Origin of the sequence: Chryseobacterium sp. IT-36CA2 (genome assembly GCF_949767875.1) — a bacterium.
Taxonomy (GTDB): domain Bacteria; phylum Bacteroidota; class Bacteroidia; order Flavobacteriales; family Weeksellaceae; genus Chryseobacterium.
In genome coordinates this window covers 93,428-113,860 of the sequence record NZ_CATKPG010000024.1, presented here as the reverse complement: position 1 = coordinate 113,860, position 20,433 = coordinate 93,428, and the positions used below count along the sequence as shown (strand labels likewise).

Sequence of the window (20,433 nt, the reverse complement as noted above, 5' to 3'; positions counted from 1 at the left end):
AAAAGCATTATCTATAAGTATCATAACCTCCCTTTTTATTACCCTTCCTTGTGAAGATGATAAAATAAAACCAAAAAAGATTTATCTTTGCACCAGAAAATTATGACAATACAAAGAGCACATATCAATGCGGAACTATTCGAAAGTCCTTCTAATAAAGGATTATTCGGACGTGATGAGGTGATATGGAATGAGGCGAAATGTGCTGACTTTGGAAATTATTTACTATAAACTTGTAAAAAATTAATCAAAATACAACAGAAACGCCTCGGAAAACCGAGGCGTTTTTTGTTTTTTAGGTCAGAAATTATTTAGAATGAAAAAAAATAACTATAAACATGAAAATTTTTTAATTAACAATGAAACTTTAATACGATAAAATAGAGTGATAAGCAACCCGATGAGAGACAGTCATTTAGGTAATTAAGATATCTGCAAAATATTGCGGACAGAAATTCTCTATTCTAAATTTAACTCGTAATTAATTGGTTATCAATGTTTTAATTTAAAAATTTATTTGCAGGTTAAAAAAAATCATATTTACTTTGCAACCGAAAATTGAAAGCAACAGGTTTTCAGGATTCAATTAAAAATAATTTAGAAACAAACAAAAATAAAATGAAACAGTTACACAACATATTCAATCGATATTCAAGACTATTCGGACAAGAGCCGACAGGTGTTGCGTGTATTCTTGAAAGTGGAATTGTGGATAAAAGGTGCTTATATACGTGGGTCAGCTAATGATCTCTTACGTTTAAATATATGAAGCGCCTCCCGAAAAGAGGCGCTTTTTTTATGGTTTCTTTAGCTTATTTGGTAAAGCGCCGGTCTGTGGAACCGGAGAACAGGGTTCGATCCCCGGAGATACCCAAAATAGAAAATCTCATAGCTCAAATGGTTAGAGCACCGGTCTTTTAAACCGGGGGTTGAAAGTTCAAATCTTTCTGGGATTACAAAAACGGTTCCGTAGCTCAATTGGATAGAGCATGGGTTTTCTAAACCCAGGGTTAGAGGTTCGAGCCCTCTCGGAATCACAAAGAAAAGGTTCATGGAAAATTTCCCATCCGGCTGTCTCCCGGAAAAGAAACAGAAGTGAACCCCAAAGCTGGAAAGATAACGGTGGTTGTTTACCCGTCTTGGACGCGGGAGGTCGCAAGTTCGAATCTTGCTTTCCAGACAATTTGTTCCATTAGCATAGTGGTAAGTGCATTCGGCTTTCTACCGAACGACAAGGGTTCGATCCCCTTATGGAATACCAATGATTTCGTAGCTCAAGTGGTTAGAGTGTCGGTCTGATACACCGAAGGTTGAAGGTTCGAGTCCTTCCGAAATTACAATGATTTTGTAGCTCAATGGAAGAGCACTGGTTTGTTAAACCAGTAGTTGAAAGTTCGAGTCTTTCCAAAATCGCAGGTAACTAATTGTTAATTGTTTCAGGAGAAAAAGTAAAAGTTTGTCGAGAGCAGAAGATCTTTACGCCAAACACGAAAAATACAGACAGGCTTTTCTTCTCTCCGGAATCATTAGAAATTAATTGTGATCATTTATAAATTTTTAGGTAAAAATAAAGTTTGTCAAGCGCAGAAGTTCTTCAAACAAATTAAGACAGGCTTTATTTTTTTATTTGATGGTTCGCCGAAGTGGAAGAGTCGGGGCGGTCTGCAAAACCGTTGTGTAAACTGAGTGGGTTTGAATCCCATAGCCATCTCAATGTAAAAACTATAGGAGATATAAGAATCTTTTATCATCTATAGCAACGAATATCCTTTATTAATAAAAGAAAAAGGCTGTCGAGCGCAGAAGATCTTTAGTTAAACATTCAATATAAAGACAGCCCTTTTCTTTTTTGAAAGGAAAAAAAATGAGAAATTATTTATTACTAATTGCTCATAAATATCCGGAAGTACGCCGAAGTTGGAGAGTCGGGGCAGACTGTAAATCTGTTGCTTCATTGCTGAGTAGGTTCGAATCCTACTACTTCCACCAACCACTGATAATGTAATGGCAGCATGCAGGAAATGTACTCTTGTTGTTTAGGTTCGATTCCTGGTCAGTGGTTCAATGCTCTATTCGTCTAACGGTGAGGACGCCTGCCTTTCGAGCAGAAAACAAGGGTTCGATTCCCTTATAGAGTACTGGATGTGAATAGCTGGTCAATATTGAATTGATATTAATACCATGAAAGTTCAGATTTTTTTAAAAAAATTGGCCAGTTACCATTCACACAAAAAATAAGAAAAGAGAAAAAAGGACTGTCGAGAGCAGAAGATCTTTAGTCAATAAAAACAGACAGCCTTTTACTTTTTTAAAATACAATACAATTAGGAAATGAGAAAGGTTTGTCCAGCATAGAAGATCTTTACAAACACTAACAGGCATAGTTTATAAACAGACGGAGCTTTCTCAAACCTAAATATAATATGAGCAATAAGTAATAAATAATGAGTAATAACCATAGATTTTCTATTACTAATTACCGATTACTCATTACTTATAAAAACAGCAGCCTCTCTATTCCAATTGGCAGAGAAAACGGCTTTAAACCCCGTAAAGTCCCAGTTCGAATCTGGGGAGAGGTACAAAATATGAGCGATAAATGATGAGCAATAAGTAATGAATAATAATGACAGATTTTCATATTACTTATTACCAATTAATCATTACTCATAAAATCTGCGGGAATGGTGGAATGGTAGACACTCTTGATTTAGGATCAAGCTTTTGGGGGTTCGAATCCCTCTTTCCGTACCAAAAATATAAATGATAAAAGATCAATGATAAATGATTGCTGAGCAACTCATTATTTATCGATTATCATTTATCAATTATCAACAATCAACAATCATTTATGAATTAAAACATGTAGAAAAAATGGAAACGCAACAACAAACATGGCAGAATATGAATGGAAAAATTTTCCAACACTCTATCACACAGCTGGTAGAAGAAGCCATCCTCCGCGAACAGGCCAATGGACACCGTCTGAAAGTATGTGTGGGATCAGACTCTCATGTATATGGAAATGCCATCAGCTATGCTACAGCAGTAGTATTTATTCGTGAGGGAAAAGGAGCGTTTACCTTTATTAGAAAAGAAAGAGAAATACAGAGTATCAGTATCAAGGAGCGAATGCTGAATGAAGTCAACAAATCTGTTGAAATTGCATACGCGATCTGCTCTGTGTTGGATACTTATGGTGTGGAAATGGAGGTACACGCAGACATTAATACCGACCCGGATTTTAAATCCAATGTAGCATTAAAAGATGCCATGGGATATATTCTGGGAATGGGATATGTGTTTAAAGCAAAACCTTACGCTTTCGCAAGTTCCAACTGTGCTGATATGATGGTGTAATCTTTTTAATCAAAAACAATGAAAACAATTTTAATCATTAACGGAGAAAAATATTGGAAGGAGTATTTTGCAGGGTTTGATGTCGTTCAGAAGAAAGTTCAGACATCTGAATTCATTTTAAAAGATTCTTCATTATATGTAACAGATGCAGATGGAGTTTGCAAACCGGATATTATTTTCTGGCGATTAGGTGCAATTAATCCTGAACCTAAATACCGGAGTATATTAGAGCTAATAGATTATTCAGGAGTACCTTGTGTAAATTCAGCTTCTACATTATTAATGGGGTATGAAAGGCTTACAATGCTTAAAATTCTTAAAAAACTTGGACTTCCGGTTATCAATTTTAATGTGGCAACTAATACCCATCATTTGAAAAATCTGGAAATGAGATTTCCTTTCGTAGTAAAAGTTGGAAATCATCATGGAGGATATGGTAAAAGTTTAGTTTCAACAGAAGAAGAATGGGAAGAATTGAAAGATTTACTGTTTATTCATCAGGATTATGTAACAACTGAAAGGTTTATTGATTATAAATATGACATTCGATATCTGGCTATCAATGATAAAGTTTGGGCAATGAAAAGAAAAGGGAAATATTGGAAAGCCAATTCTTTAACTCAGGAGTATCAAATCATAAATCCAGAAGATGAATGGATTGAAAAAGTAAAGCTTTTACAAGAATATATCAAAGCCGATATTGTAGCTATTGATGTATTGGAAATGGAAGATGGGAAAAAAATAATTTTAGAATATAATGATATTCCAGGTCTTTCAGGGTTTCCTGAAGATGCAAAATTGGAATTGTCACAGACAGTGAAAAGTAAATAAGAAAACCTTAAAACAAATAACCATGTATTTTCTAATTCAGGCTAATGTGTATTTAGATCCGGATCACTATAAAATTTTTGATGCATTGGAAGAATTGAATATTGATTATGATGTAGTTAATATTCCTCCTGCTGCAGAAAAAATTGATTTCGAAACAGGTAGAAAAGATGTTTTTGTATACGGTTCGGTGACAATCGCAAGATTGGCAAAACAAAATTCAGACTGGTTTCCGGGTTCCTTTTATGGAGGCAATCACCTATATGAGGTATATTCCAAATATTATGGAGAAAATCTCCTTAATGATAATGCTTCTGTTTATAAAATTTCTGAGCAGCTTAATTGGGAAAAAGATGAGATGAAATTCATAAAACCCTACAATGAAGCAAAAATTTTTACAGGAAAAGTATTTTCAGAGACAGAATGGAAAGATTTTGTATTTGAAGCAATGGAAAGTCAGATCAATAGAATTACACAAGATTCTTTAATACAGGTTTCCGAGGCAAAACGAGCAATAAAAGAAGCAAGACTTTGGATTGTTGGTGGACAGATTATTGATGGTGGTTATTATAAATTTAATGATGATGCTCCTTTTGAAGAAAAGGTTTCAGAAGATGGGCTCATTTTCGCTCATGAAATGATCAACCTTTTTAATCTTGGGGAAGCTTTTGTGATGGATATCTGTTTAACAGACAAAGGCTGGAAAATTGTTGAAATAAATTGTATTAACAGTTCAGGATTTTATCCAAACACCAATGTAAAAAGTGTTATAAAAGCTTTGAATATTTATTTTTCAAATTAAAAAATAAATCATGGAAAAAACTAAAAGATTATTATTTCTGGATGATATAAGATACCCGATTGAGGCTTATCATTATACCAAACAGGATATGTTCCTCAGAAGCGACTGGCATATCGTTCGGAATTACGAACAGTTTGTCAACAGGATTTTGGAAAAAGGACTTCCGGAAATGATTTCTTTTGATCATGATCTTGCAGACGAGCATTATTTGGAACAGGGCTCTCAGGAGTTTGTTGAAAAAACAGGATATGACTGTGCCAAATGGCTGATAGAATATTGTATGGACAATTATCTGGATCTTCCAAAATTCTATTGTCACTCCATGAATCCGGTAGGAAAGGAAAATATTCTTAGCCTTTTAAAAAATTTTAAGAACAATTAAAAACTAAAACAAAATGATTTTCAAAACATATAACACAATAGAAAATGCTTACCAGACCCGCGTGATCGAACAGATCAGAATTCAGGGTTTTGGGGATGAGGTTTTCATCGTACAGGAAAAAGTTCACGGAGCTAATTTCTCTTTCTTTACCGACGGAAAGGAAATTAAAATCGCGAAGAGAACTGCTTTCATCGAAAAAGATGAGAAATTTTTCAATGCCCATCAGATTTTGGAACGTTACAGAAAAAATGTAATAGAAGTGTTTCAAAAAGTGAAAGCCATCCATCCGGATGTTGAAACTGTGGTGATCTACGGTGAATTGTTCGGTGGCGGATACAAACATAAAGAAGTAGAACCCGTAAAAAATGCTGTGAAAGTACAGAAAGGTATTGAATATGCACCTTACAACGAATTTTATGCTTTCGATATTAAACTGAATGGAATTACCTATTTGGATACAGAAGTAGTCAATCAGATTTTTGAAGAGACAGGATTTTTCTATGCTAAAATTTTGTTTCAGGGAACTTTGGAAGACGCTTTAAAATTCCCTAATGTTTTCAATTCACAAATTCCGGCCTGGCTTGGATTACCTGAATTGGAAGACAATATGTGTGAAGGGACTATTGTAAAAACTTTGAAAACCAAATATTTCGGAAATGGAGCCAGAATTATTCTAAAAAATAAGAATGAAAAATGGGTTGAAAAGTCCAAAATGGTTAAAAAAGAAGCTAAAGCTGTTCAGAAACAGGTTCACTTCAGTGAAAAAGCACAGGAGATTTGGGAGGAAATCCAAAAATATGCTACAGTCAACAGATTGAATAATGTGATAAGTAAAATTGGCGAATTCGAACCTAAAATGATAGGTAAGGTGATTGGTCTTTTTTCACAGGATATTTTAGAAGACTTCCAAAAAGACTTCCCGGCAGCTTTCACAGCTATTGAAAAAGAAGAGCAGAAAAGGATCAACAAAAAGTTGAATTCTTTAGTGATTGATTTTATAAAAGAAGAGTTGATGACTCTTAAAGTATAGTTTCGGTATTTTTTACCGAAACTTTTTTATGTATAATAAGTAACCATAAAAGTCAGAAGAACGGAAACACTTCATTTTATTAAAGAGAAATAGAACTAATGAAAGTGTGAAAATTCCCATCCTTTGGAGGGGTGGCGAAAATTCAAAGAATTTTTGACGGGGTGGTTTTAAAAAAGAAAAAAAAATTAAAAAAATGAAACCCAATATATTTTTTACAGCAGACCATCATTTTGGTCACGAGAATATTATAAAATTTTCAGAGAGACCCTTTGAATCACTGGACCATATGAATGAAGAACTCATTAAAAGATGGAACGAGAAAATTGAAGCCGGTGATACAGTCTACCATTTAGGAGATATGAGTTTAGGAAAACCGGACTTTACAAAAGAGATTTTGGATCGGTTAAATGGAAATATCCATCTGATTAAAGGCAATCACGAAGGAGCTGCTTTAACGTATCCCAAACGATTTGCCTCCATCAAAGATTATCACGAACTGAGAATTGATGAACCGGATCAAAACAACGGTAAACAGAAAATCATCCTTTTCCATTACGCCATGCGTACCTGGAATGGTTCACACCGAGGAGTCTGGCAATTATACGGCCATTCACACGGAACTTTGCCGGATGATGAGATGGCACTTAGTTTTGACGTTGGGGTAGACTGCCACAATTTTTATCCGGTTTCCTACGAGGAAGTCAAAGAAATAATGAAAAGGAAAAAATGGACTCCTCCATTTGCTCCTAGAAACTAACAATTAACAATGAAAAAGAAGCTGAAGGGTAGGAGAAGTAGAAACCTAACTAATTTCTAACCTCTAGCTTCTCATTTCTAAAAAATCATGAAAACAACCAATGAGATCATAATCATCGATCTGGAAGCTACATGTTGGGAAAACGACAGAATTCCCATCGGGCAGAAAGTCGATATTATAGAAATAGGAATTTGCAAATTAAACGTAACAACAAAAGCAATTTCCCAGAAACAAAGCATTTATGTAATTCCGGAACGATCAGAAATCAACAGATTTTGTACAGAACTGACAGGAATTACTCCGCAGCTGATAGAAGAAAAAGGAATCTATTTCGAAGAAGCCTGTAAAATAATCAGAGATCAGTACCATTCTGCACCGCTTACCTGGGCAGGATATGGAAACTTCGATGGAGAGCAGATCATAGAACAATGCGAGTGGCTCGGGATAACCAATCCTTTTTCAGAAAATTATATGAATGTGATGCATGAATTTAAAAGGCATTTTAAATTACACAAACAAATAGGACTTAAAAGAGCCTTAAGTTATCTGAATATGAACTTTGAAGGCACCCATCACAGCGGAGCAGACGATGCTTATAATACAGCCAGAATTTTAAGTAAGATGCTGTAAAAGTAATTAGGATGGAAGACTGAAACTGGAAGCTGGAAGTAAATGAAACACTGTAAAAACTTCCATCTTACCACATGCATCTTCCACCATGAAAATCAAATTTTAAACAAGTGAAAACAACAGAAAATATATTAATAGTAGACCTCGAAGCAACGTGTTGGGATAACCGGCCGCCAAGAGGTCAGGAAAGTGAGATCATCGAAATCGGGGTGTGCATTATGAATGCAAAAACCGGTAAGATCTCCAAAAATGAGGGAATTTTAATCAAACCTCAGTATTCAAAAGTAAGTCCGTTCTGTACGGAATTGACCACCCTTACCCAAAATATGCTGGATCATGAAGGAATCATGCTGGATGACGCTTTCGATATCCTGAGAGCAGAATATGATTCCGAAGAACTGACATGGGCAAGTTATGGAAATTATGACCTGAACATGCTTCAGGATCAGGCAAGAAGATTCTACACGGATTATCCTATGAGTGATGACCATATCAATGTGAAGACATTATTTGGTGAAATTCATCCTACCATCAGGAAAAGTGTCGGCATGAACAGAGCTTTGGGAGAACTGGGCATGACCTTAGAAGGTACCCACCACAGAGGTGTTGATGATGCAAAAAACATTGCAAAGATTCTGCATTGGTGCCTGAAAAATTATTAAACAATCTGAAATAATAGCAGATACATTTAAAACCGGGACTGTCTCAAATAATGAGGCAGTCTTTTTATTTTGCCAAATCAGATATCTTGTCACTGATAAAATCATAAAGTTCCATCGGAATAGAATGTCCCATTCCCTCAATGAGGACAAACTCAGAACCAGGAATAGAATCCGCAATATCTTTTCCACATTCTAAATGAAAGATCAAATCATCTGTTCCATGAATAATCAATGCAGGAGCATTTATTTTTTTCAATAGTTCAGGATCGTATTGAAAAGAGCCCATTGCCATAAGCTGCCGGATGATTCCGTTTTTTGTCTTTGAACGGGTAAGTTCTTGTTCCAGCAATACTGTTTCCAGATTTGGATCAAAAACATATCCCGAACCTGATATTCTTTCCGCAAAACGTATCTTCTCCCTTAAGTATTCTTCTTTATGGAGAACAGGATCTGCAGACACCCGTGTCATCATCGCCATCACTTCAGGATCTGGTTTGGGAAGAGAAGGATTCAATGAAGTTGACATAATGATTGTCAATGATAAAATCCTTTCAGGATAATAAGAACCTAAAAGCTGAGCAATAATTCCTCCCATGGAACGCCCTGCAATATGAGCTTGTTTGATATTTAAATGATCAAGAAGTCTAATGACATCATTCGCCATATCCATCAGCGAATAAGGAACTCCTTCCTTACTAAGTGCGGCAAAAATCTCTTTAATACCTTTATCAGAAGGGATTTCTTTTTTTGTATTAAAAACAGAGCTCCCGGAATCTCTGTTATCAAAACGAATCACTCTGAACCCTTTTTCAACAAGATGCTCACATAATGCAGCATCCCAACGGATCATCTGACTTCCTAATCCAGGAATTAATACAATATTCTGCTGATGATCTTCTCCGAAAATTTCGTAGCATAGATCAGCCTCTTTTGTATGGATAATTTTCGTCATGATGAATAGAATTCCATGTTGCTTTCTGATATGAATGCCTGTTCAGCCTTTTGTATCTCCTGACGATAATTGATATATTCATTGTTCTGATCCGGAACGATTACGGCAAATTCAAAAGAAAAAGAATCACTACCCAATTCTGTCCATTCCTTTTGTAATTGTGAATGCTCAAACATTCCGCCATTTAAAAGAAACTTCATTTTATTCACCAGTGCTTCCAGATTTAAAGAAGCTTGTATATATTGTTTTCCGTTTAATGTATTGGTAACAGCAAGAACTCCCATCGTTGTTTTGTGGTCTTTTGCTTTTTCCCTGAGCTGTTTCTTTAATGCATTTTTCATGTTTTCATTATTGTATATTTCCTCCTAAATCAAATAAAAGTTCGTTGATCATTTTTAAAGACTTACCTTTTTTAGAAGAGAGAATTTCTTTCGTAATATGCTCAGCACTTAGCTTAGCTTCTTCAAATATCTTTTTGCCGTTAGGTGTGATGACCACATAGCTGACACGGGCATCTCTTTCATTGGTTTCTCTTGTCACCAGTCCGATTTTTTCCAATGGGTTTAATAATCGGGTTACTCCCGAAGCTGTAAGACCTATTTTTTCAGCAAGGTCTATTCTTCGCATCCTGTTTTCCGATGAAGAATTGAGGACGTAAAGAATAACAAAGTCATTGAATCCTAAGCCATGAACACTCAGAGAGTCAAATTTTCTGGCGATTACAGACTGCAGCTTATTGATGTTTATTAAAAATAATAATTCTGTGCTTATCATTGAAAAGTATTTGAGTTGTCAAGTATTTTTGTTTTGCAAATATATAAAATTTAGAGAATTACAATCCTATTTTATTATTTTAAATAAAATTAACGTATCTGTATACTAATCCAATGGTCTTGGGTGGCATTACAAATTCTTAAATTAAGACACCGAATTGTGTGTAAATATTAGAATACAGGGCTTTTATTCACTTTTTTATCAATATATCTTTAAACAGGGAATTGTTTTTATGGTACTAAAGGTATTGGTAATGGTTGTTTCATTAACTTAATATTTTGTTAAAAAATTCACTTTAATGGGATAATTTACTGTCTGTCAGTCATTTTTTTTTATTTTAGCTGACAAGAATAAATTTATGTTTGTTGATGAAGGTTTTGAGGTAATATATTTAAACTATAAAATAAATGGAACGACTCCTTTTCTTAAAAAGCTTACACCAGAAGATATAATAGAAGTTGTTGTTCATTTAAAAAAACATAGTAATAAAAAACTGAGGCACAATATAACTTCTGTATTTCCTTCTTTAGTTGGCAGTAGAGCGGGAAGTGAGTACAAAGACAGATCAGTCCATAATGTGGTACTGGCTTTTTTTGCCGACAATTTTTTTGAAAGTTACCATCCTCAGAATACTTCTTTTTTGACCAGTTTATTCAATCATTATCATAGTGTTTATTATAATAGATTAATTAAAATTTTATTTTGGAGACCCTTTTTTTCAGGTTCTTTTTTCAAAAAGGAAAATAATAAGATTTTATTACATGTTGTTTATCAGTGTGATATTGATGATAAGGTGGGATTTTCGGAGGCTTGTATAAAGCTGAGTTTTTCTTCCTGGCAGAGGTCAGATTTATTCCTGTTTCCGGGACTGTTTAATAATTCTGAAACCCTTTATGGTACGGCTTTTGAAGGCTTATTAAATAAGGCAGTTTCGGATGATTTGAAGGTAAATGTACTGGGAACGATAATTGGTAAAAAGACCATTTTAGAATGGTCATTTGTAATGAGGTTGAGAGATAAGATTTTAAAACTTATTGATTTGACTACCAGTTATACTACCATTTTTGAAAAACTGCTGATCCCCATTCTTTCAGCTGTTGAGAAATCAGTTTTTAATGCTAAAAAGCTTCCTGAGCTTTATTATAAACTGTAGAGAAGAAACTGATAAAAAAAGAATAAAACTGTTGTAAAACCGCTTGAAGAATGGAAAAAATAAATAACCTGAAACAAATTTATACATCAAATTAGAAGCACATGAAAGAAAGACTTTATGAGATCCTTAATGAGGAAAAAATACATGAGATTATCCCCTTTCTAAAAGAGCTTACCATTGAAGAAAGGAAAACACTGGTGCCATCTATAAAGAAAATGGATCGGGAGATTAGTAAAATTGTAATGACTAAAAACTCCTACCACACGGCAGGATCTGTGAATCAGCATTCCATTATTGATATTGCTTCATTTGTCTGCATGGACAAAAAGAATTTCGGTAAAAATTACTGGAGCCTTTTCCGTAATGCAGAACAGACCGAACAGATACTGGAGTGGGGATGCCCGGATTGGTTTTCAGACTTTATCAATGAATCTGTAGAAGCTGAATTTACAGCATTTAATTATAGAGATATTTTAGGATGGACGGAAAAAGGTTACGTGCAGCCTAAACCAGAATTACTGGGGCATCACCTGAGTAATCATCCGGCTGATCTGGATTGGCATCCTGAAACACTTAATACCCACTTTTGGTATCTGTGTGAATATCCATCTAAATCTTTGCCCTTCCGTAAAGAATGGTTTCCTATTGTTCAAAAACTCATCACAGAGAAAAAAATTGAAAGAAAAAGATTCCTAAGAGAATGTCTCCTGGCTTCGAACAGAAATTTTAATAAAAATGTTACCGGTTGGTTTATGGATGCATTTACATCTTTAAAACCTACGGAAGAAGAATTATCTGATCTGCAGGATGAATTGCTTGCAGGGCTGGCTTCTTCACAGTCAAAAGCGGTGAATACGATATTATCACATTTGAAAAAAATAGTGGGAACTTCTGAATTTAAAAATGATGAATTTTCACATTATCTTCCGAATTTGCTGAGCTCAGAGGTAAAAACAGTAGTAGTTTCCAGTTTAGTGCTTACTGAAAAAATATTTCAGAGAAAGAAAATGGATCCTGAAATGCTGGGAATGGCCTTAAGTTCGGCATTTGTAAGCAAAGATGATGGGATACAGTCGAAAGCAGCAAAAATCATCCTTAAATATATTCCAGCTTCGGAAAATATGAGAGAAGCTCTTTCTCATTATTCAGATAACATCCTGACCAATGTGCGTCCTCTTTTGGTAAAATATATTGAAGAAAAACAACCTGAACTGGAACCGATAACTTCACAAAAGCTGCTACTGACTGTAGACGAAAATGCAATACAGGTACTTCAAAGTTTTGAAGATCTGATGTTTTATCTTCCTTTGGCAATGGATGATCCGTATAGCTATCACTGTGATATTGCTTTGACTGGATTTATCCAGTTTGCAGGAGATGTAGATGCAGAATCTGTGAAGCTTATGGAACCCGTATTTTTGAAAGCCTGTAAAACCATAGCCAAATGGGAAGTTCCTTATCTGAATGTTTTATTGTGCAATGCTATCATCAACTTCGGTTTGGCCTTGCTGGAAAAATACCCGATTCAGCTTAAGAATCTTGAAAAAATATACCAGAAAACCAAAGAAGAAGAAGCTGCAAGAGAATCTTACTCTAATTATCAGAAAAAATTAGGTCTGATGGAAGAAGTAGGGGCAGACTGTCCTGCAAGACAAGCGTTCAAAGAATTGGCAATGTATGCTTTCGAAAAAATAAAATCAGGAGATAAAATTCCTTTGTTATTCCCAATTACACATGCTCCATGCTGGATATCTCCTGTTACTTTGGTGGAGAGGCTGGAGAGCTATCAGAATAATAATACAGAACCCCATCATCTGGATATTCAGCTGGCACTGCAGCGTTGTGCATTAGATGATACAGCAAAAGCAATAGTGGAAGTTGAGAAAAGATTGAAAGGTGAATATAAAGAATTACTACTTTTCTTCTTTGGTAAAAATGCAAAACCAGAAGGAGAGTTTATACATCCTTCATGGTGGATGACAGCCGGAATTACCCGCTCACCTGAGACTATTTTTGAAGAATTCAGAAGCTTTGGGTATGATAATATTCCTGTGGAATTTTTTTCAGGAGCCTATCAATGGAAAACCATTGATAATAAAAAAAATTCATATTATCCTGTAGAATTGAATATCGTTATTCCGAAATATCATCTTGAAAACAGAAAAGAACCTTTGTTCATGGAATATTTTGTTGCTGAACAGAAAGAACTTAATGAGGTTCCGGCACTGATGCTTTGTTTTCCAAATACACCGGCAAATGCTTTAGCGAAGGTCATCAAATATTGTCTTTTCTATTCCGGAATTGCAGAAGTTTTTGAAAGAAGCCTTGTTCTGAATACTGCAAATGCACTTTATCAGATCAAAAAACCTCTGGACGAAATCGGTTATCTATTCCTGGGAACTATTTTCCTGGATAGTGATAAGACCATCCGAGGAACAGCAGCAGAAATATGGCTTGAACATGTTTCCGGCCAGATGATGGATAATGCATGGTTGGGAAGAGTGATCGGTTTGCACGAAAAACTGGAGTGGGCTCCGGTTAAAAGATTAACAGATCTTATGCAGCATCACATGCTGAATGTAAGTAAAGATCATAATATTGCTTTAGAGGAATTGATTTCCAATATTCTGCTTCAAATGGAAGAGCCGGTCACCAATTTGAAAAAAATCCTTGAAATCTATCATGAAGTGCTGGCTTTGAATCATTCAACAGCTCATAAAGAAATAATAGAAAAATTAAACAACTGGAAAGAAAACTCGAGTCTGAAAAAAATCTGCAATCTTCTTCTGAAAAAATAAATTATGGAAGATACGCTTATTTACAACTATTCAGGAGCATCCTCTTTACTGAAGAAGGGAGCACTTGAAGAATTATTTCTTGCCCAATACAGCGAGATACATAAAAATACCAATGTCCCTTGTTTTTTCTGGGGAAATGTGGGACAGCCCTTTATTCTAGCCAGATGTCTGATTGCACTTTCCAATATTGTGAAATCGAGCTTTAATCTGTCTCCGTTTCAGATGACACTTCTCAAAGATCCGATAGTGACAGTAGGAAATGAAAGATTACGCTTTGAAGGTTTTTCTCACTGTGCAGGTGCTTATGCAAGAGTAGATGTACTGCCGGATGGATTGAATGGTGAATTCCTGGAAAGCGGAACAACGAATGTAGATTTTAACCAGCCAATGATAACAGCATTGGGAAGCATTCGTCCGAATGAAAAAATCATGCTTTCCGTAGGTGAAAAAGAACTGGGATTGTACAAAGAAGAAGAAAAAATCATAGAAAGAAAAGTTCCTTTACCTGTAAAATGGATCAAAGGGTTGGGAACTGTTCAGGTCTATTTATCAGAATCAGAAAAGCGCTATACTTTTAATAAAATCCAGACACAGCAATTGTTTCGTGGAATGCCGAAAGGAGTGGTAAAGTCAGATTATTACTTGATTGTAAGAGGTAATAAACCTGTTTTTTCTCCCGTAAAATCTGCAGATTCTATTTGTATAGGAGGGCTTCACAGACTTCGTCTTTTGGAACCTCTTCTTCCTTATATTGATAATATGCAGGTTTTTCCACATGCTGATATGCAGTCTACAACATGGCAGCTCGATATGGGAAATATCAGATTCACTTTTTCTTTGTCAAGAGAGTGCTGGAGAGGTTTTTCCGGAGAAGGAGCACTCTTGGACAGCCTGATTTCAAATGTTTCAGATAAATGGATTGATGCTTTGGATAAATATGCCTATGCCAATCAGTCTTTCAACCCTTCCAGACTTGCTTTGGAAGAGAATATAAGTTTTGATAAGACTGAAAATATTACAGCAAGGCTTGCAGCAATGGGATTACTCGGTTACGATCTTGATGATAAAGAATTTTTTTATCGCAGACTTCCTTTTAAATTAAGCCGTATAATTGGATTAAACCCACGTTTAAAAAATGCTGAAAAGCTTATAGAATCAGGAAAAGTTGAGATTTTAAATAACAACAAAGAAAGAACAGAAGCCAGGGTAGCTGGAACAGGTGTGGGCCATACAGTAATCATTGAAGAAGAAAGAGAACGCTGTACCTGTGAATGGTTTTCTAAATATCAGGGAGAAAGAGGTCCCTGCAAACACGTATTGGCAGTTAAGAAACTGGTACATATTTAAAACTGCTGATGCTCATTTATTATTTTGTTAACAATCGCAAAGGCGCAAAAATTTAATTTTGTTTAAGTACAGATCAATTCTGATTTTCTTGCGCCTCTGCGTTGTATCAATTTAAAAACTGTATCAATTTCCTGTTTGTTTTATCCATTCTTCATAGCTAAGCACTCCCAATTCCGGTCTACCGTCACTTTCCAGAATAGAAATAAACTCCAGCTGGTTTCCATCAGGATCATTAAAATAAATAGCCAGTGCGGGCATCCATGCAAAAACCATAGGTTCAATACTTCCATTTTTCAGAAAATTGTATGGCTTTAAATCCTTTTTTTCAAGAAACTCCACTGAATAATTTAAAATATCTTCCTTACTACTGGAAAAAGCAAAATGTCTTGTCTGGAGATTTTCCTTCTGTTCCCATAGCCCCAACATAAATTCTTTATCTTCCCCAACCCACAAAAAAGCAATAGGTCTGGTTTCATCTCTATGAGCTAATGTAAGCCCTAATACTTCTGTGTAAAACTGTATCGCGTTTTCCAGATCGCTCACCTGAACATGGGTCTCATATAATCCTTTAATCATAGCTTAATTTTAATAATAACAAAGCTAAAAAACCATTTCCGGAAAACTCAATACAGTCGATTTCTTTAATGGAAATGAGTGATAGAAGGATTTTATAATTAGGAATTAGGAATTAAATTGTTGTTAAATTTCAATGTTGATTCAATAGAGGTGGGCTTTAGCCCACCTAATAAATTATCATTTATTCATCTGGCTTTAGCCAAAACTTAAGTCTGCGTAATCCTATCAAATCCGTGTTAGCTATTCAAAATAAATCCCCCTCACAATCAATTTTCAAAAATAAAAATCAAAAAAAATCAGAGAAAAATATTCTACGCAAAAAGGTTACGTAATACTGTTTTTACTTTGCATCAGAAATCAGAGAGGAAGTATCAAACCTTCCTATGTTTAACAAATAAAAACAGTAACCATGAAATTTAATTTTTTAAAAAAAGAAAATAAAGTAGTACAGAACTACGAAGGTGCAAAAGCATATGCGATGACACCTGCAGAAGAATTGTATAGTGCTGTTGTTACAACAGGACTGTCAGATGCCAATTATGAAAAAGGAAATGACAGGTTGGAAAGAATTCAGTCTCTGATCAAAAAAAATGACCCTGAGTTTGTAGCAAAACTCGCTGTCTATGCAAGGAAAGAAATGTACCTAAGATCCATTCCATTGGTTTTGACAACTGAATTGGCAAAGCAGACCTCAGGTACAGACCTTGTAAGCAAAACAGTAGATGGAGTGGTACAAAGAGCGGATGAAATTACAGAATTGCTGGCATATTACCAGCTTGCCAACAAAAGAGCAGATACCAAGAAACTGAACAAACTGTCAAAGCAGATTCAGAAAGGCCTGGTGAAATCATTCAATAAATTTGATGAATACCAGTTTGCAAAATACAACCGAAAAGCGGAAGTAACCTTGAAAGATGCATTATTTCTGGTTCACCCGAAAGCTAAAGACGAAAACCAGCAGGCCGTTTTCAACAAAATTGCTAACAATACACTGGAAACTCCTTATACATGGGAAGTTGAACTTTCTGTTTTGGGTCAGACCAAATTTGCAGATGATGCAGCAAGAAAACTGGCCTTCAAAAACAAATGGGAAGAACTAATCTTCAGTAATAAATTAGGTTACATGGCAACCATGAGAAACCTGAGGAATATTCTGGAAGCTAAAGTATCATCCGATGCTATGAAAAAAGTATGTGCATATCTTTCTGATGAAAGAGCCGTATCCAACTCAAAACAGCTCCCATTCCGATTTCTGGCAGCTTATAGAGAATTAAAAAACATAGATTCTCCTTATCTGTCTTCAATACTGGAAGCGTTGGAAAATGCTGTTGTTGTAAGTGCCAGAAACATCAAAGGCTTTGGTTTTGATACTTCAGTAGTGATCGCTGCCGACGTATCAGGTTCTATGCAGAAAGCGGTTTCCGGCAAAAGTAAAATTTTGCTGTACGATATCGGTTTGCTAATGTCTATGATCCTGCAGTCACAGTGTAAAAACGTGGTAACAGGTATCTTCGGTGACCGTTGGCTAAGAGTACCAATGCCGAAAAATGGTATTTTGAGAAACGTAGACGCATTCTATAAGCGTGAAGGTGAAGTAGGATACTCCACTAATGGTTATCTGGTCATCGAAGACCTGATCAAAAGAAGAGAACAGGTGGATAAAGTAATGCTTTTCACGGATACCCAGATGTGGGATAGCAGAGGAAGCAGAAACTCTTTTGAAGACACTTGGAAGAAATACAAAGCCATCGCTCCTCATGCGAAGCTGTATATTTTTGACCTGGCAGGTTATGGTACACAGCCGCTTGATATCAGGAAAGATGATGTACACCTTATTGCAGGTTGGTCAGACAAAATTTTCGATGTACTGAATGCTTTGGAAGACAAAAAATCCGCAGTGAAAATGATTCAAAAAGTAGTGCTGTAACAGGCACTGCTTTTAAAATAAAAACTAACCAATCAAAAGAATCAATATATTCAGGAGCTTACTCCCGCTTTCCACTGTATCTTTTTCGCCAAAGCTTTTTTCATGCCATTAAGAAAAAGGATGCCGCTGCAATCCGGGCTAGAAAATTAAACGACAATATTATGAAACTTATTAATACTATTGAAATTAGCCCGTTACGATATTCCAAAGGAGAATTTGAGTTACCAGAAATTTCCGATTATCCAGACCACGAAGAATGGTTTACAAAATGGGAAGAAGCCGTTTCTCAACTGAATTTTAATTTTGAGGCTATTGAGAAAGGATCTTATTTGACAGATATCGAAACAATAGATGACGAAAATCTGAAGATGATTGTAGAAGCCAAAATGGAAGACACAGAACCAGACGAATCTGGAGAAGATATGTATGTCATGGCTTTTGACGGAGGAATTGTATTAAAAATAGAAGATAAAATATTGATACAACCTAACTGTTGTGGTGATATAAGCAATATTGAAGATTGGAAAAATATTTTTAATACACCATCTTCGGAATGGAAAGACCTTTGGATAGGACATCCATGGGTGTTTTACAAAAGAGAAAATGGGAAAATCTGCTTCTCAGAATATACAGAATCCAATATTGAAGATGTTGAAAATATAAAAATTGTTGCAGAAGTAGAAGAATCCGAACTCAAAGCTGAGTTAGAAAAAGTAATCATGCAACAGATCAATTTAAAAAACAGAATAGTATCTGTTCTAAAAACGCTGAATTGTAAATATCCAGAGAAAATTTCAAAACAATTGGCTGGAATTAAAGAGTGACATAGGAAATGGAGGCGTTAAGAAAATAAGCTATGCGAACGTTAAGAAAATTCTATTGTTTGAAGCGCGACACGGAAATTGAAACGAAGAACTCATATAACATTCGCGCAAGTTTTAGAATTTTTAGAGAGTGTAGATTATTTTTAGCCGGAGTTTCCAAGTCTTGAACTTTTGGTTCTTTTGCTTCAAGGCAAAACGAACAAATATTTAAATAAAAATAAAACTGTTTAAAAAATTATGGGAAATTTATTTTACAGAATTGAACAGGATCTTAAAGATGGCAGAAAGAAAAAAGCATGCGACAGACTAAGAAATATGATCAATCAGTTTCCTAATGATTTTTCCTTGAGAAAAAAATTAGGACAGATTTATTTTGAAGCAGGATTTCTTGACGAAGCAGGTAAATTCTGGATTCTTTCTAAACCGGAGAATCATGAAATGGAAGATGCAGTAGAGATTTACAGAAAGTCTTTAAGTAATTCAGGAAATGCCATTTTAAAGGACATTGTTTTCAGAGGAGATAAAAATCTGCTTGATGAACATGCCAGGAAAATAATCATAGCGCTTGAACAAGATAGCCTTAAAGCGACCAAACAAATTCCTGTTTTCAAAGCCAAAACAAGAGAGAAAGAAAGCTATTCAGAAAACAAAACAAGCTTTTTAAGTAAGATAGGAATCTTTTTATTGATCGGATTCATTATTTTACTTCTGGTTTTAGGGATTTTTAAACTGCGTGAATTGATCTTATCATTGTTTTCTCAATAAAAAATAAAACTACGTAAATAGATTGCGTACCTATAATGTAATTTTGCAGTGTTAATAATACTGGTGTCGTTAGAAAGACCTACTTCGATTCCAAACTGACAAAGTCTTTCACCAGATTGCCCAGTTGCAGACCAATGTCGTTCATAAGAGTTCCATCATCAAACTTTTAATTTGACTCGAATCAAAAACTCTTATACATTGTTACTTGGTTTTTAAATAAAAAATAACTGCGTAAAAAGAATGCGCATCAAGAATATAAATTTTAATAACCATGAATAATTATAAACCAGATTTAAAAGAAGCGGTGTATTGAGGTTAATACTCAATACTTATGAAAAAAGCTAAAATGTTAAGACAAAAATTCGGATTCAATGAATTTGGATTAATCGACTTTCCAAAGAAAATTTCAGGCGTACAGATCTCAAGACTGATGTACGGAGATGATATGGGTTGTTCATATTGTTTTCCACATGGTTTTGAAGTTATAAACGCAACGTATACAAAGTTCCAGCGAAACTGGAAAAAATACAGGAAAACCCAATGGAAAAATTAGAATCAGGTGTCGTATAGGAATCATACTTCGAGTCCCCCGTCAGATGTAGGTTCAATTCCTGCCATTCCTGTTGTAAACGGAATGTAGTTCAAAAGAAAGAATAGATGGTATAGAAAGATTCCGCTGCTTTTACCCTGATTTATAAAAGAGTGCCGTAGAGAAGACTTACTTCGGTATAATTTGGTTCAACTCCAGAACAGATCATGAAAGTGATCTTGTAAAAGTTTTTTCGAATCTAGCCTCTTTTATTTAAATTACATCAACGAACAAAATCTAAATAAAAAAATAACTACGTAAAAAGATTGCGCAGTCA

Annotated in this window: 20 protein-coding genes and 12 tRNA genes; 28 read left to right on the top strand and 4 right to left on the bottom strand. The window is 35.1% G+C overall.

Translation table 11 applies throughout. From position 1 onward, the window contains the following. Positions 1 to 102: 102 nt before the first annotated feature. The 21 genes from ACM6F9_RS19695 (at position 103) to ACM6F9_RS19595 (ending at position 8,451) form a co-directional block, all read left to right on the top strand. Entirely contained in the window at positions 103 to 231 is a 129-nt protein-coding gene (locus ACM6F9_RS19695; RefSeq protein WP_164976820.1) for a penicillin-binding protein, read from the top strand. Positions 232 to 806: 575 nt separating this feature from the next. After that, a tRNA-His gene (locus ACM6F9_RS19690) sits at positions 807 to 874 on the top strand. An 8-nt stretch (positions 875 to 882) separates the two neighbouring features. Next, positions 883 to 956: transfer RNA gene (locus ACM6F9_RS19685), tRNA-Lys, on the top strand. A gap of 7 nt (positions 957 to 963) precedes the next feature. Then, a tRNA-Arg gene (locus ACM6F9_RS19680) sits at positions 964 to 1,037 on the top strand. Positions 1,038 to 1,108: 71 nt separating this feature from the next. After that, positions 1,109 to 1,180, top strand: a tRNA-Pro gene (locus ACM6F9_RS19675). Positions 1,181 to 1,186: 6 nt separating this feature from the next. After that, positions 1,187 to 1,261 (top strand) — tRNA-Glu (locus tag ACM6F9_RS19670). Positions 1,262 to 1,263: 2 nt separating this feature from the next. Beyond that, a tRNA-Ile gene (locus tag ACM6F9_RS19665) sits at positions 1,264 to 1,337 on the top strand. A 4-nt stretch (positions 1,338 to 1,341) separates the two neighbouring features. Then, a tRNA-Asn gene (locus ACM6F9_RS19660) sits at positions 1,342 to 1,413 on the top strand. A 216-nt stretch (positions 1,414 to 1,629) separates the two neighbouring features. Further along, positions 1,630 to 1,711, top strand: a tRNA-Cys gene (locus ACM6F9_RS19655). A gap of 191 nt (positions 1,712 to 1,902) precedes the next feature. Further along, positions 1,903 to 1,989: transfer RNA gene (locus ACM6F9_RS19650), tRNA-Tyr, on the top strand. A 77-nt stretch (positions 1,990 to 2,066) separates the two neighbouring features. After that, positions 2,067 to 2,138, top strand: a tRNA-Glu gene (locus ACM6F9_RS19645). 370 nt (positions 2,139 to 2,508) lie between these two features. Next, positions 2,509 to 2,582, top strand: a tRNA-Leu gene (locus ACM6F9_RS19640). 96 nt (positions 2,583 to 2,678) lie between these two features. Beyond that, a tRNA-Leu gene (locus ACM6F9_RS19635) sits at positions 2,679 to 2,754 on the top strand. A 120-nt stretch (positions 2,755 to 2,874) separates the two neighbouring features. Beyond that, positions 2,875 to 3,360 carry a ribonuclease H-like YkuK family protein gene (locus tag ACM6F9_RS19630; protein WP_414847256.1) on the top strand — a complete coding sequence of 162 codons (486 nt, stop codon included), beginning with the start codon at positions 2,875 to 2,877 and terminating at the stop codon, positions 3,358 to 3,360. Positions 3,361 to 3,378: 18 nt separating this feature from the next. Then, positions 3,379 to 4,191, top strand: coding sequence for an ATP-grasp domain-containing protein (locus ACM6F9_RS19625; protein WP_414847255.1), 813 nt, complete (start codon positions 3,379 to 3,381; stop codon positions 4,189 to 4,191). A 22-nt stretch (positions 4,192 to 4,213) separates the two neighbouring features. Next, positions 4,214 to 4,990 (top strand): ATP-grasp domain-containing protein, encoded by a 777-nt coding sequence (locus ACM6F9_RS19620; protein WP_414847254.1) that lies wholly within the window; start codon positions 4,214 to 4,216, stop codon positions 4,988 to 4,990. A gap of 10 nt (positions 4,991 to 5,000) precedes the next feature. Next, entirely contained in the window at positions 5,001 to 5,372 is a 372-nt protein-coding gene (locus ACM6F9_RS19615; protein ID WP_414847253.1) for a cyclic-phosphate processing receiver domain-containing protein, read from the top strand. Between the two features lie 13 nt (positions 5,373 to 5,385). After that, entirely contained in the window at positions 5,386 to 6,402 is a 1,017-nt protein-coding gene (locus ACM6F9_RS19610; RefSeq protein WP_414847252.1) for an RNA ligase, Rnl2 family, read from the top strand. A 193-nt stretch (positions 6,403 to 6,595) separates the two neighbouring features. Further along, on the top strand, positions 6,596 to 7,159 hold the full coding sequence (locus ACM6F9_RS19605; RefSeq protein ID WP_414847251.1) for a metallophosphoesterase family protein: 564 nt from the start codon (positions 6,596 to 6,598) through the stop codon (positions 7,157 to 7,159). An 87-nt stretch (positions 7,160 to 7,246) separates the two neighbouring features. Further along, entirely contained in the window at positions 7,247 to 7,789 is a 543-nt protein-coding gene (locus ACM6F9_RS19600; protein ID WP_414847250.1) for an exonuclease domain-containing protein, read from the top strand. A 110-nt stretch (positions 7,790 to 7,899) separates the two neighbouring features. Further along, entirely contained in the window at positions 7,900 to 8,451 is a 552-nt protein-coding gene (locus ACM6F9_RS19595; protein WP_129042333.1) for a 3'-5' exonuclease, read from the top strand. Positions 8,452 to 8,515: 64 nt separating this feature from the next. Here the strand turns inward: ACM6F9_RS19595 and ACM6F9_RS19590 are convergent, their stop codons facing one another. From ACM6F9_RS19590 to ACM6F9_RS19580, 3 genes are read right to left on the bottom strand one after another with little or no spacing between them, the layout of a single operon-like run. Further along, positions 8,516 to 9,403 (bottom strand): alpha/beta fold hydrolase, encoded by an 888-nt coding sequence (locus ACM6F9_RS19590; protein WP_414847249.1) that lies wholly within the window; start codon positions 9,401 to 9,403, stop codon positions 8,516 to 8,518. After that, complete coding sequence (locus tag ACM6F9_RS19585) at positions 9,400 to 9,744, bottom strand: GIY-YIG nuclease family protein (protein ID WP_414847248.1); 345 nt, start codon at positions 9,742 to 9,744, stop codon at positions 9,400 to 9,402. Before ACM6F9_RS19585 ends, ACM6F9_RS19590 begins: the two co-directional genes overlap by 4 nt. A 7-nt stretch (positions 9,745 to 9,751) precedes the next feature. Continuing rightward, on the bottom strand, positions 9,752 to 10,177 hold the full coding sequence (locus tag ACM6F9_RS19580; protein ID WP_414847247.1) for a MarR family winged helix-turn-helix transcriptional regulator: 426 nt from the start codon (positions 10,175 to 10,177) through the stop codon (positions 9,752 to 9,754). A gap of 358 nt (positions 10,178 to 10,535) precedes the next feature. On the opposite strand from ACM6F9_RS19580, the gene ACM6F9_RS19575 reads away from it, so the two are divergent. From ACM6F9_RS19575 to ACM6F9_RS19565, 3 genes are all read left to right on the top strand, one after another. Then, a complete protein-coding gene (locus tag ACM6F9_RS19575) occupies positions 10,536 to 11,330 on the top strand; it encodes a DUF6493 family protein (RefSeq protein ID WP_414847246.1) in 795 nt (264 codons plus the stop codon). A gap of 101 nt (positions 11,331 to 11,431) precedes the next feature. Then, positions 11,432 to 14,128, top strand: a complete 2,697-nt coding sequence (locus ACM6F9_RS19570) for a DUF6493 family protein (RefSeq protein WP_414847245.1) — start codon at positions 11,432 to 11,434, stop codon at positions 14,126 to 14,128. A gap of 3 nt (positions 14,129 to 14,131) precedes the next feature. Next, positions 14,132 to 15,475: an SWIM zinc finger family protein gene (locus tag ACM6F9_RS19565; protein ID WP_414847244.1), complete on the top strand. Its 1,344-nt coding sequence runs from the start codon at positions 14,132 to 14,134 to the stop codon at positions 15,473 to 15,475. Between the two features lie 123 nt (positions 15,476 to 15,598). Here the strand turns inward: ACM6F9_RS19565 and ACM6F9_RS19560 are convergent, their stop codons facing one another. Beyond that, positions 15,599 to 16,051, bottom strand: a complete 453-nt coding sequence (locus ACM6F9_RS19560; RefSeq protein ID WP_414847243.1) for a VOC family protein — start codon at positions 16,049 to 16,051, stop codon at positions 15,599 to 15,601. Positions 16,052 to 16,460: 409 nt separating this feature from the next. Here ACM6F9_RS19560 and ACM6F9_RS19555 point away from each other — a divergent pair, with 409 nt between their 5' ends. From ACM6F9_RS19555 to ACM6F9_RS19540, 4 genes are all read left to right on the top strand, one after another. Next, a complete protein-coding gene (locus tag ACM6F9_RS19555) occupies positions 16,461 to 17,978 on the top strand; it encodes a TROVE domain-containing protein (protein ID WP_414847242.1) in 1,518 nt (505 codons plus the stop codon). Between the two features lie 161 nt (positions 17,979 to 18,139). Continuing rightward, positions 18,140 to 18,802, top strand: a complete 663-nt coding sequence (locus ACM6F9_RS19550; protein ID WP_414847241.1) for a hypothetical protein — start codon at positions 18,140 to 18,142, stop codon at positions 18,800 to 18,802. Between the two features lie 237 nt (positions 18,803 to 19,039). Then, positions 19,040 to 19,567 (top strand): DUF6584 family protein, encoded by a 528-nt coding sequence (locus ACM6F9_RS19545; RefSeq protein WP_414847240.1) that lies wholly within the window; start codon positions 19,040 to 19,042, stop codon positions 19,565 to 19,567. A gap of 331 nt (positions 19,568 to 19,898) precedes the next feature. Further along, positions 19,899 to 20,120, top strand: coding sequence for a phosphate ABC transporter substrate-binding protein (locus tag ACM6F9_RS19540; RefSeq protein ID WP_414847239.1), 222 nt, complete (start codon positions 19,899 to 19,901; stop codon positions 20,118 to 20,120). Positions 20,121 to 20,433: the final 313 nt, after the last annotated feature.

Excerpts from the sequence above, each read along its gene's own strand:
- ACM6F9_RS19695 (WP_164976820.1), top strand. The coding sequence starts at position 103 with ATGACAATACAAAGAGCACATATCAATGCGGAACTATTCGAAAGTCCT.
- ACM6F9_RS19630 (WP_414847256.1), top strand. The coding sequence starts at position 2,875 with ATGGAAACGCAACAACAAACATGGCAGAATATGAATGGAAAAATTTTC.
- ACM6F9_RS19625 (WP_414847255.1), top strand. The coding sequence starts at position 3,379 with ATGAAAACAATTTTAATCATTAACGGAGAAAAATATTGGAAGGAGTAT.
- ACM6F9_RS19620 (WP_414847254.1), top strand. The coding sequence starts at position 4,214 with ATGTATTTTCTAATTCAGGCTAATGTGTATTTAGATCCGGATCACTAT.
- ACM6F9_RS19615 (WP_414847253.1), top strand. The coding sequence starts at position 5,001 with ATGGAAAAAACTAAAAGATTATTATTTCTGGATGATATAAGATACCCG.
- ACM6F9_RS19610 (WP_414847252.1), top strand. The coding sequence starts at position 5,386 with ATGATTTTCAAAACATATAACACAATAGAAAATGCTTACCAGACCCGC.
- ACM6F9_RS19605 (WP_414847251.1), top strand. The coding sequence starts at position 6,596 with ATGAAACCCAATATATTTTTTACAGCAGACCATCATTTTGGTCACGAG.
- ACM6F9_RS19600 (WP_414847250.1), top strand. The coding sequence starts at position 7,247 with ATGAAAACAACCAATGAGATCATAATCATCGATCTGGAAGCTACATGT.
- ACM6F9_RS19590 (WP_414847249.1), bottom strand. The coding sequence starts at position 9,403 with ATGACGAAAATTATCCATACAAAAGAGGCTGATCTATGCTACGAAATT.
- ACM6F9_RS19585 (WP_414847248.1), bottom strand. The coding sequence starts at position 9,744 with ATGAAAAATGCATTAAAGAAACAGCTCAGGGAAAAAGCAAAAGACCAC.
- ACM6F9_RS19580 (WP_414847247.1), bottom strand. The coding sequence starts at position 10,177 with ATGATAAGCACAGAATTATTATTTTTAATAAACATCAATAAGCTGCAG.
- ACM6F9_RS19575 (WP_414847246.1), top strand. The coding sequence starts at position 10,536 with ATGTTTGTTGATGAAGGTTTTGAGGTAATATATTTAAACTATAAAATA.
- ACM6F9_RS19570 (WP_414847245.1), top strand. The coding sequence starts at position 11,432 with ATGAAAGAAAGACTTTATGAGATCCTTAATGAGGAAAAAATACATGAG.
- ACM6F9_RS19565 (WP_414847244.1), top strand. The coding sequence starts at position 14,132 with ATGGAAGATACGCTTATTTACAACTATTCAGGAGCATCCTCTTTACTG.
- ACM6F9_RS19560 (WP_414847243.1), bottom strand. The coding sequence starts at position 16,051 with ATGATTAAAGGATTATATGAGACCCATGTTCAGGTGAGCGATCTGGAA.
- ACM6F9_RS19555 (WP_414847242.1), top strand. The coding sequence starts at position 16,461 with ATGAAATTTAATTTTTTAAAAAAAGAAAATAAAGTAGTACAGAACTAC.
- ACM6F9_RS19550 (WP_414847241.1), top strand. The coding sequence starts at position 18,140 with ATGAAACTTATTAATACTATTGAAATTAGCCCGTTACGATATTCCAAA.
- ACM6F9_RS19545 (WP_414847240.1), top strand. The coding sequence starts at position 19,040 with ATGGGAAATTTATTTTACAGAATTGAACAGGATCTTAAAGATGGCAGA.
- ACM6F9_RS19540 (WP_414847239.1), top strand. The coding sequence starts at position 19,899 with ATGAAAAAAGCTAAAATGTTAAGACAAAAATTCGGATTCAATGAATTT.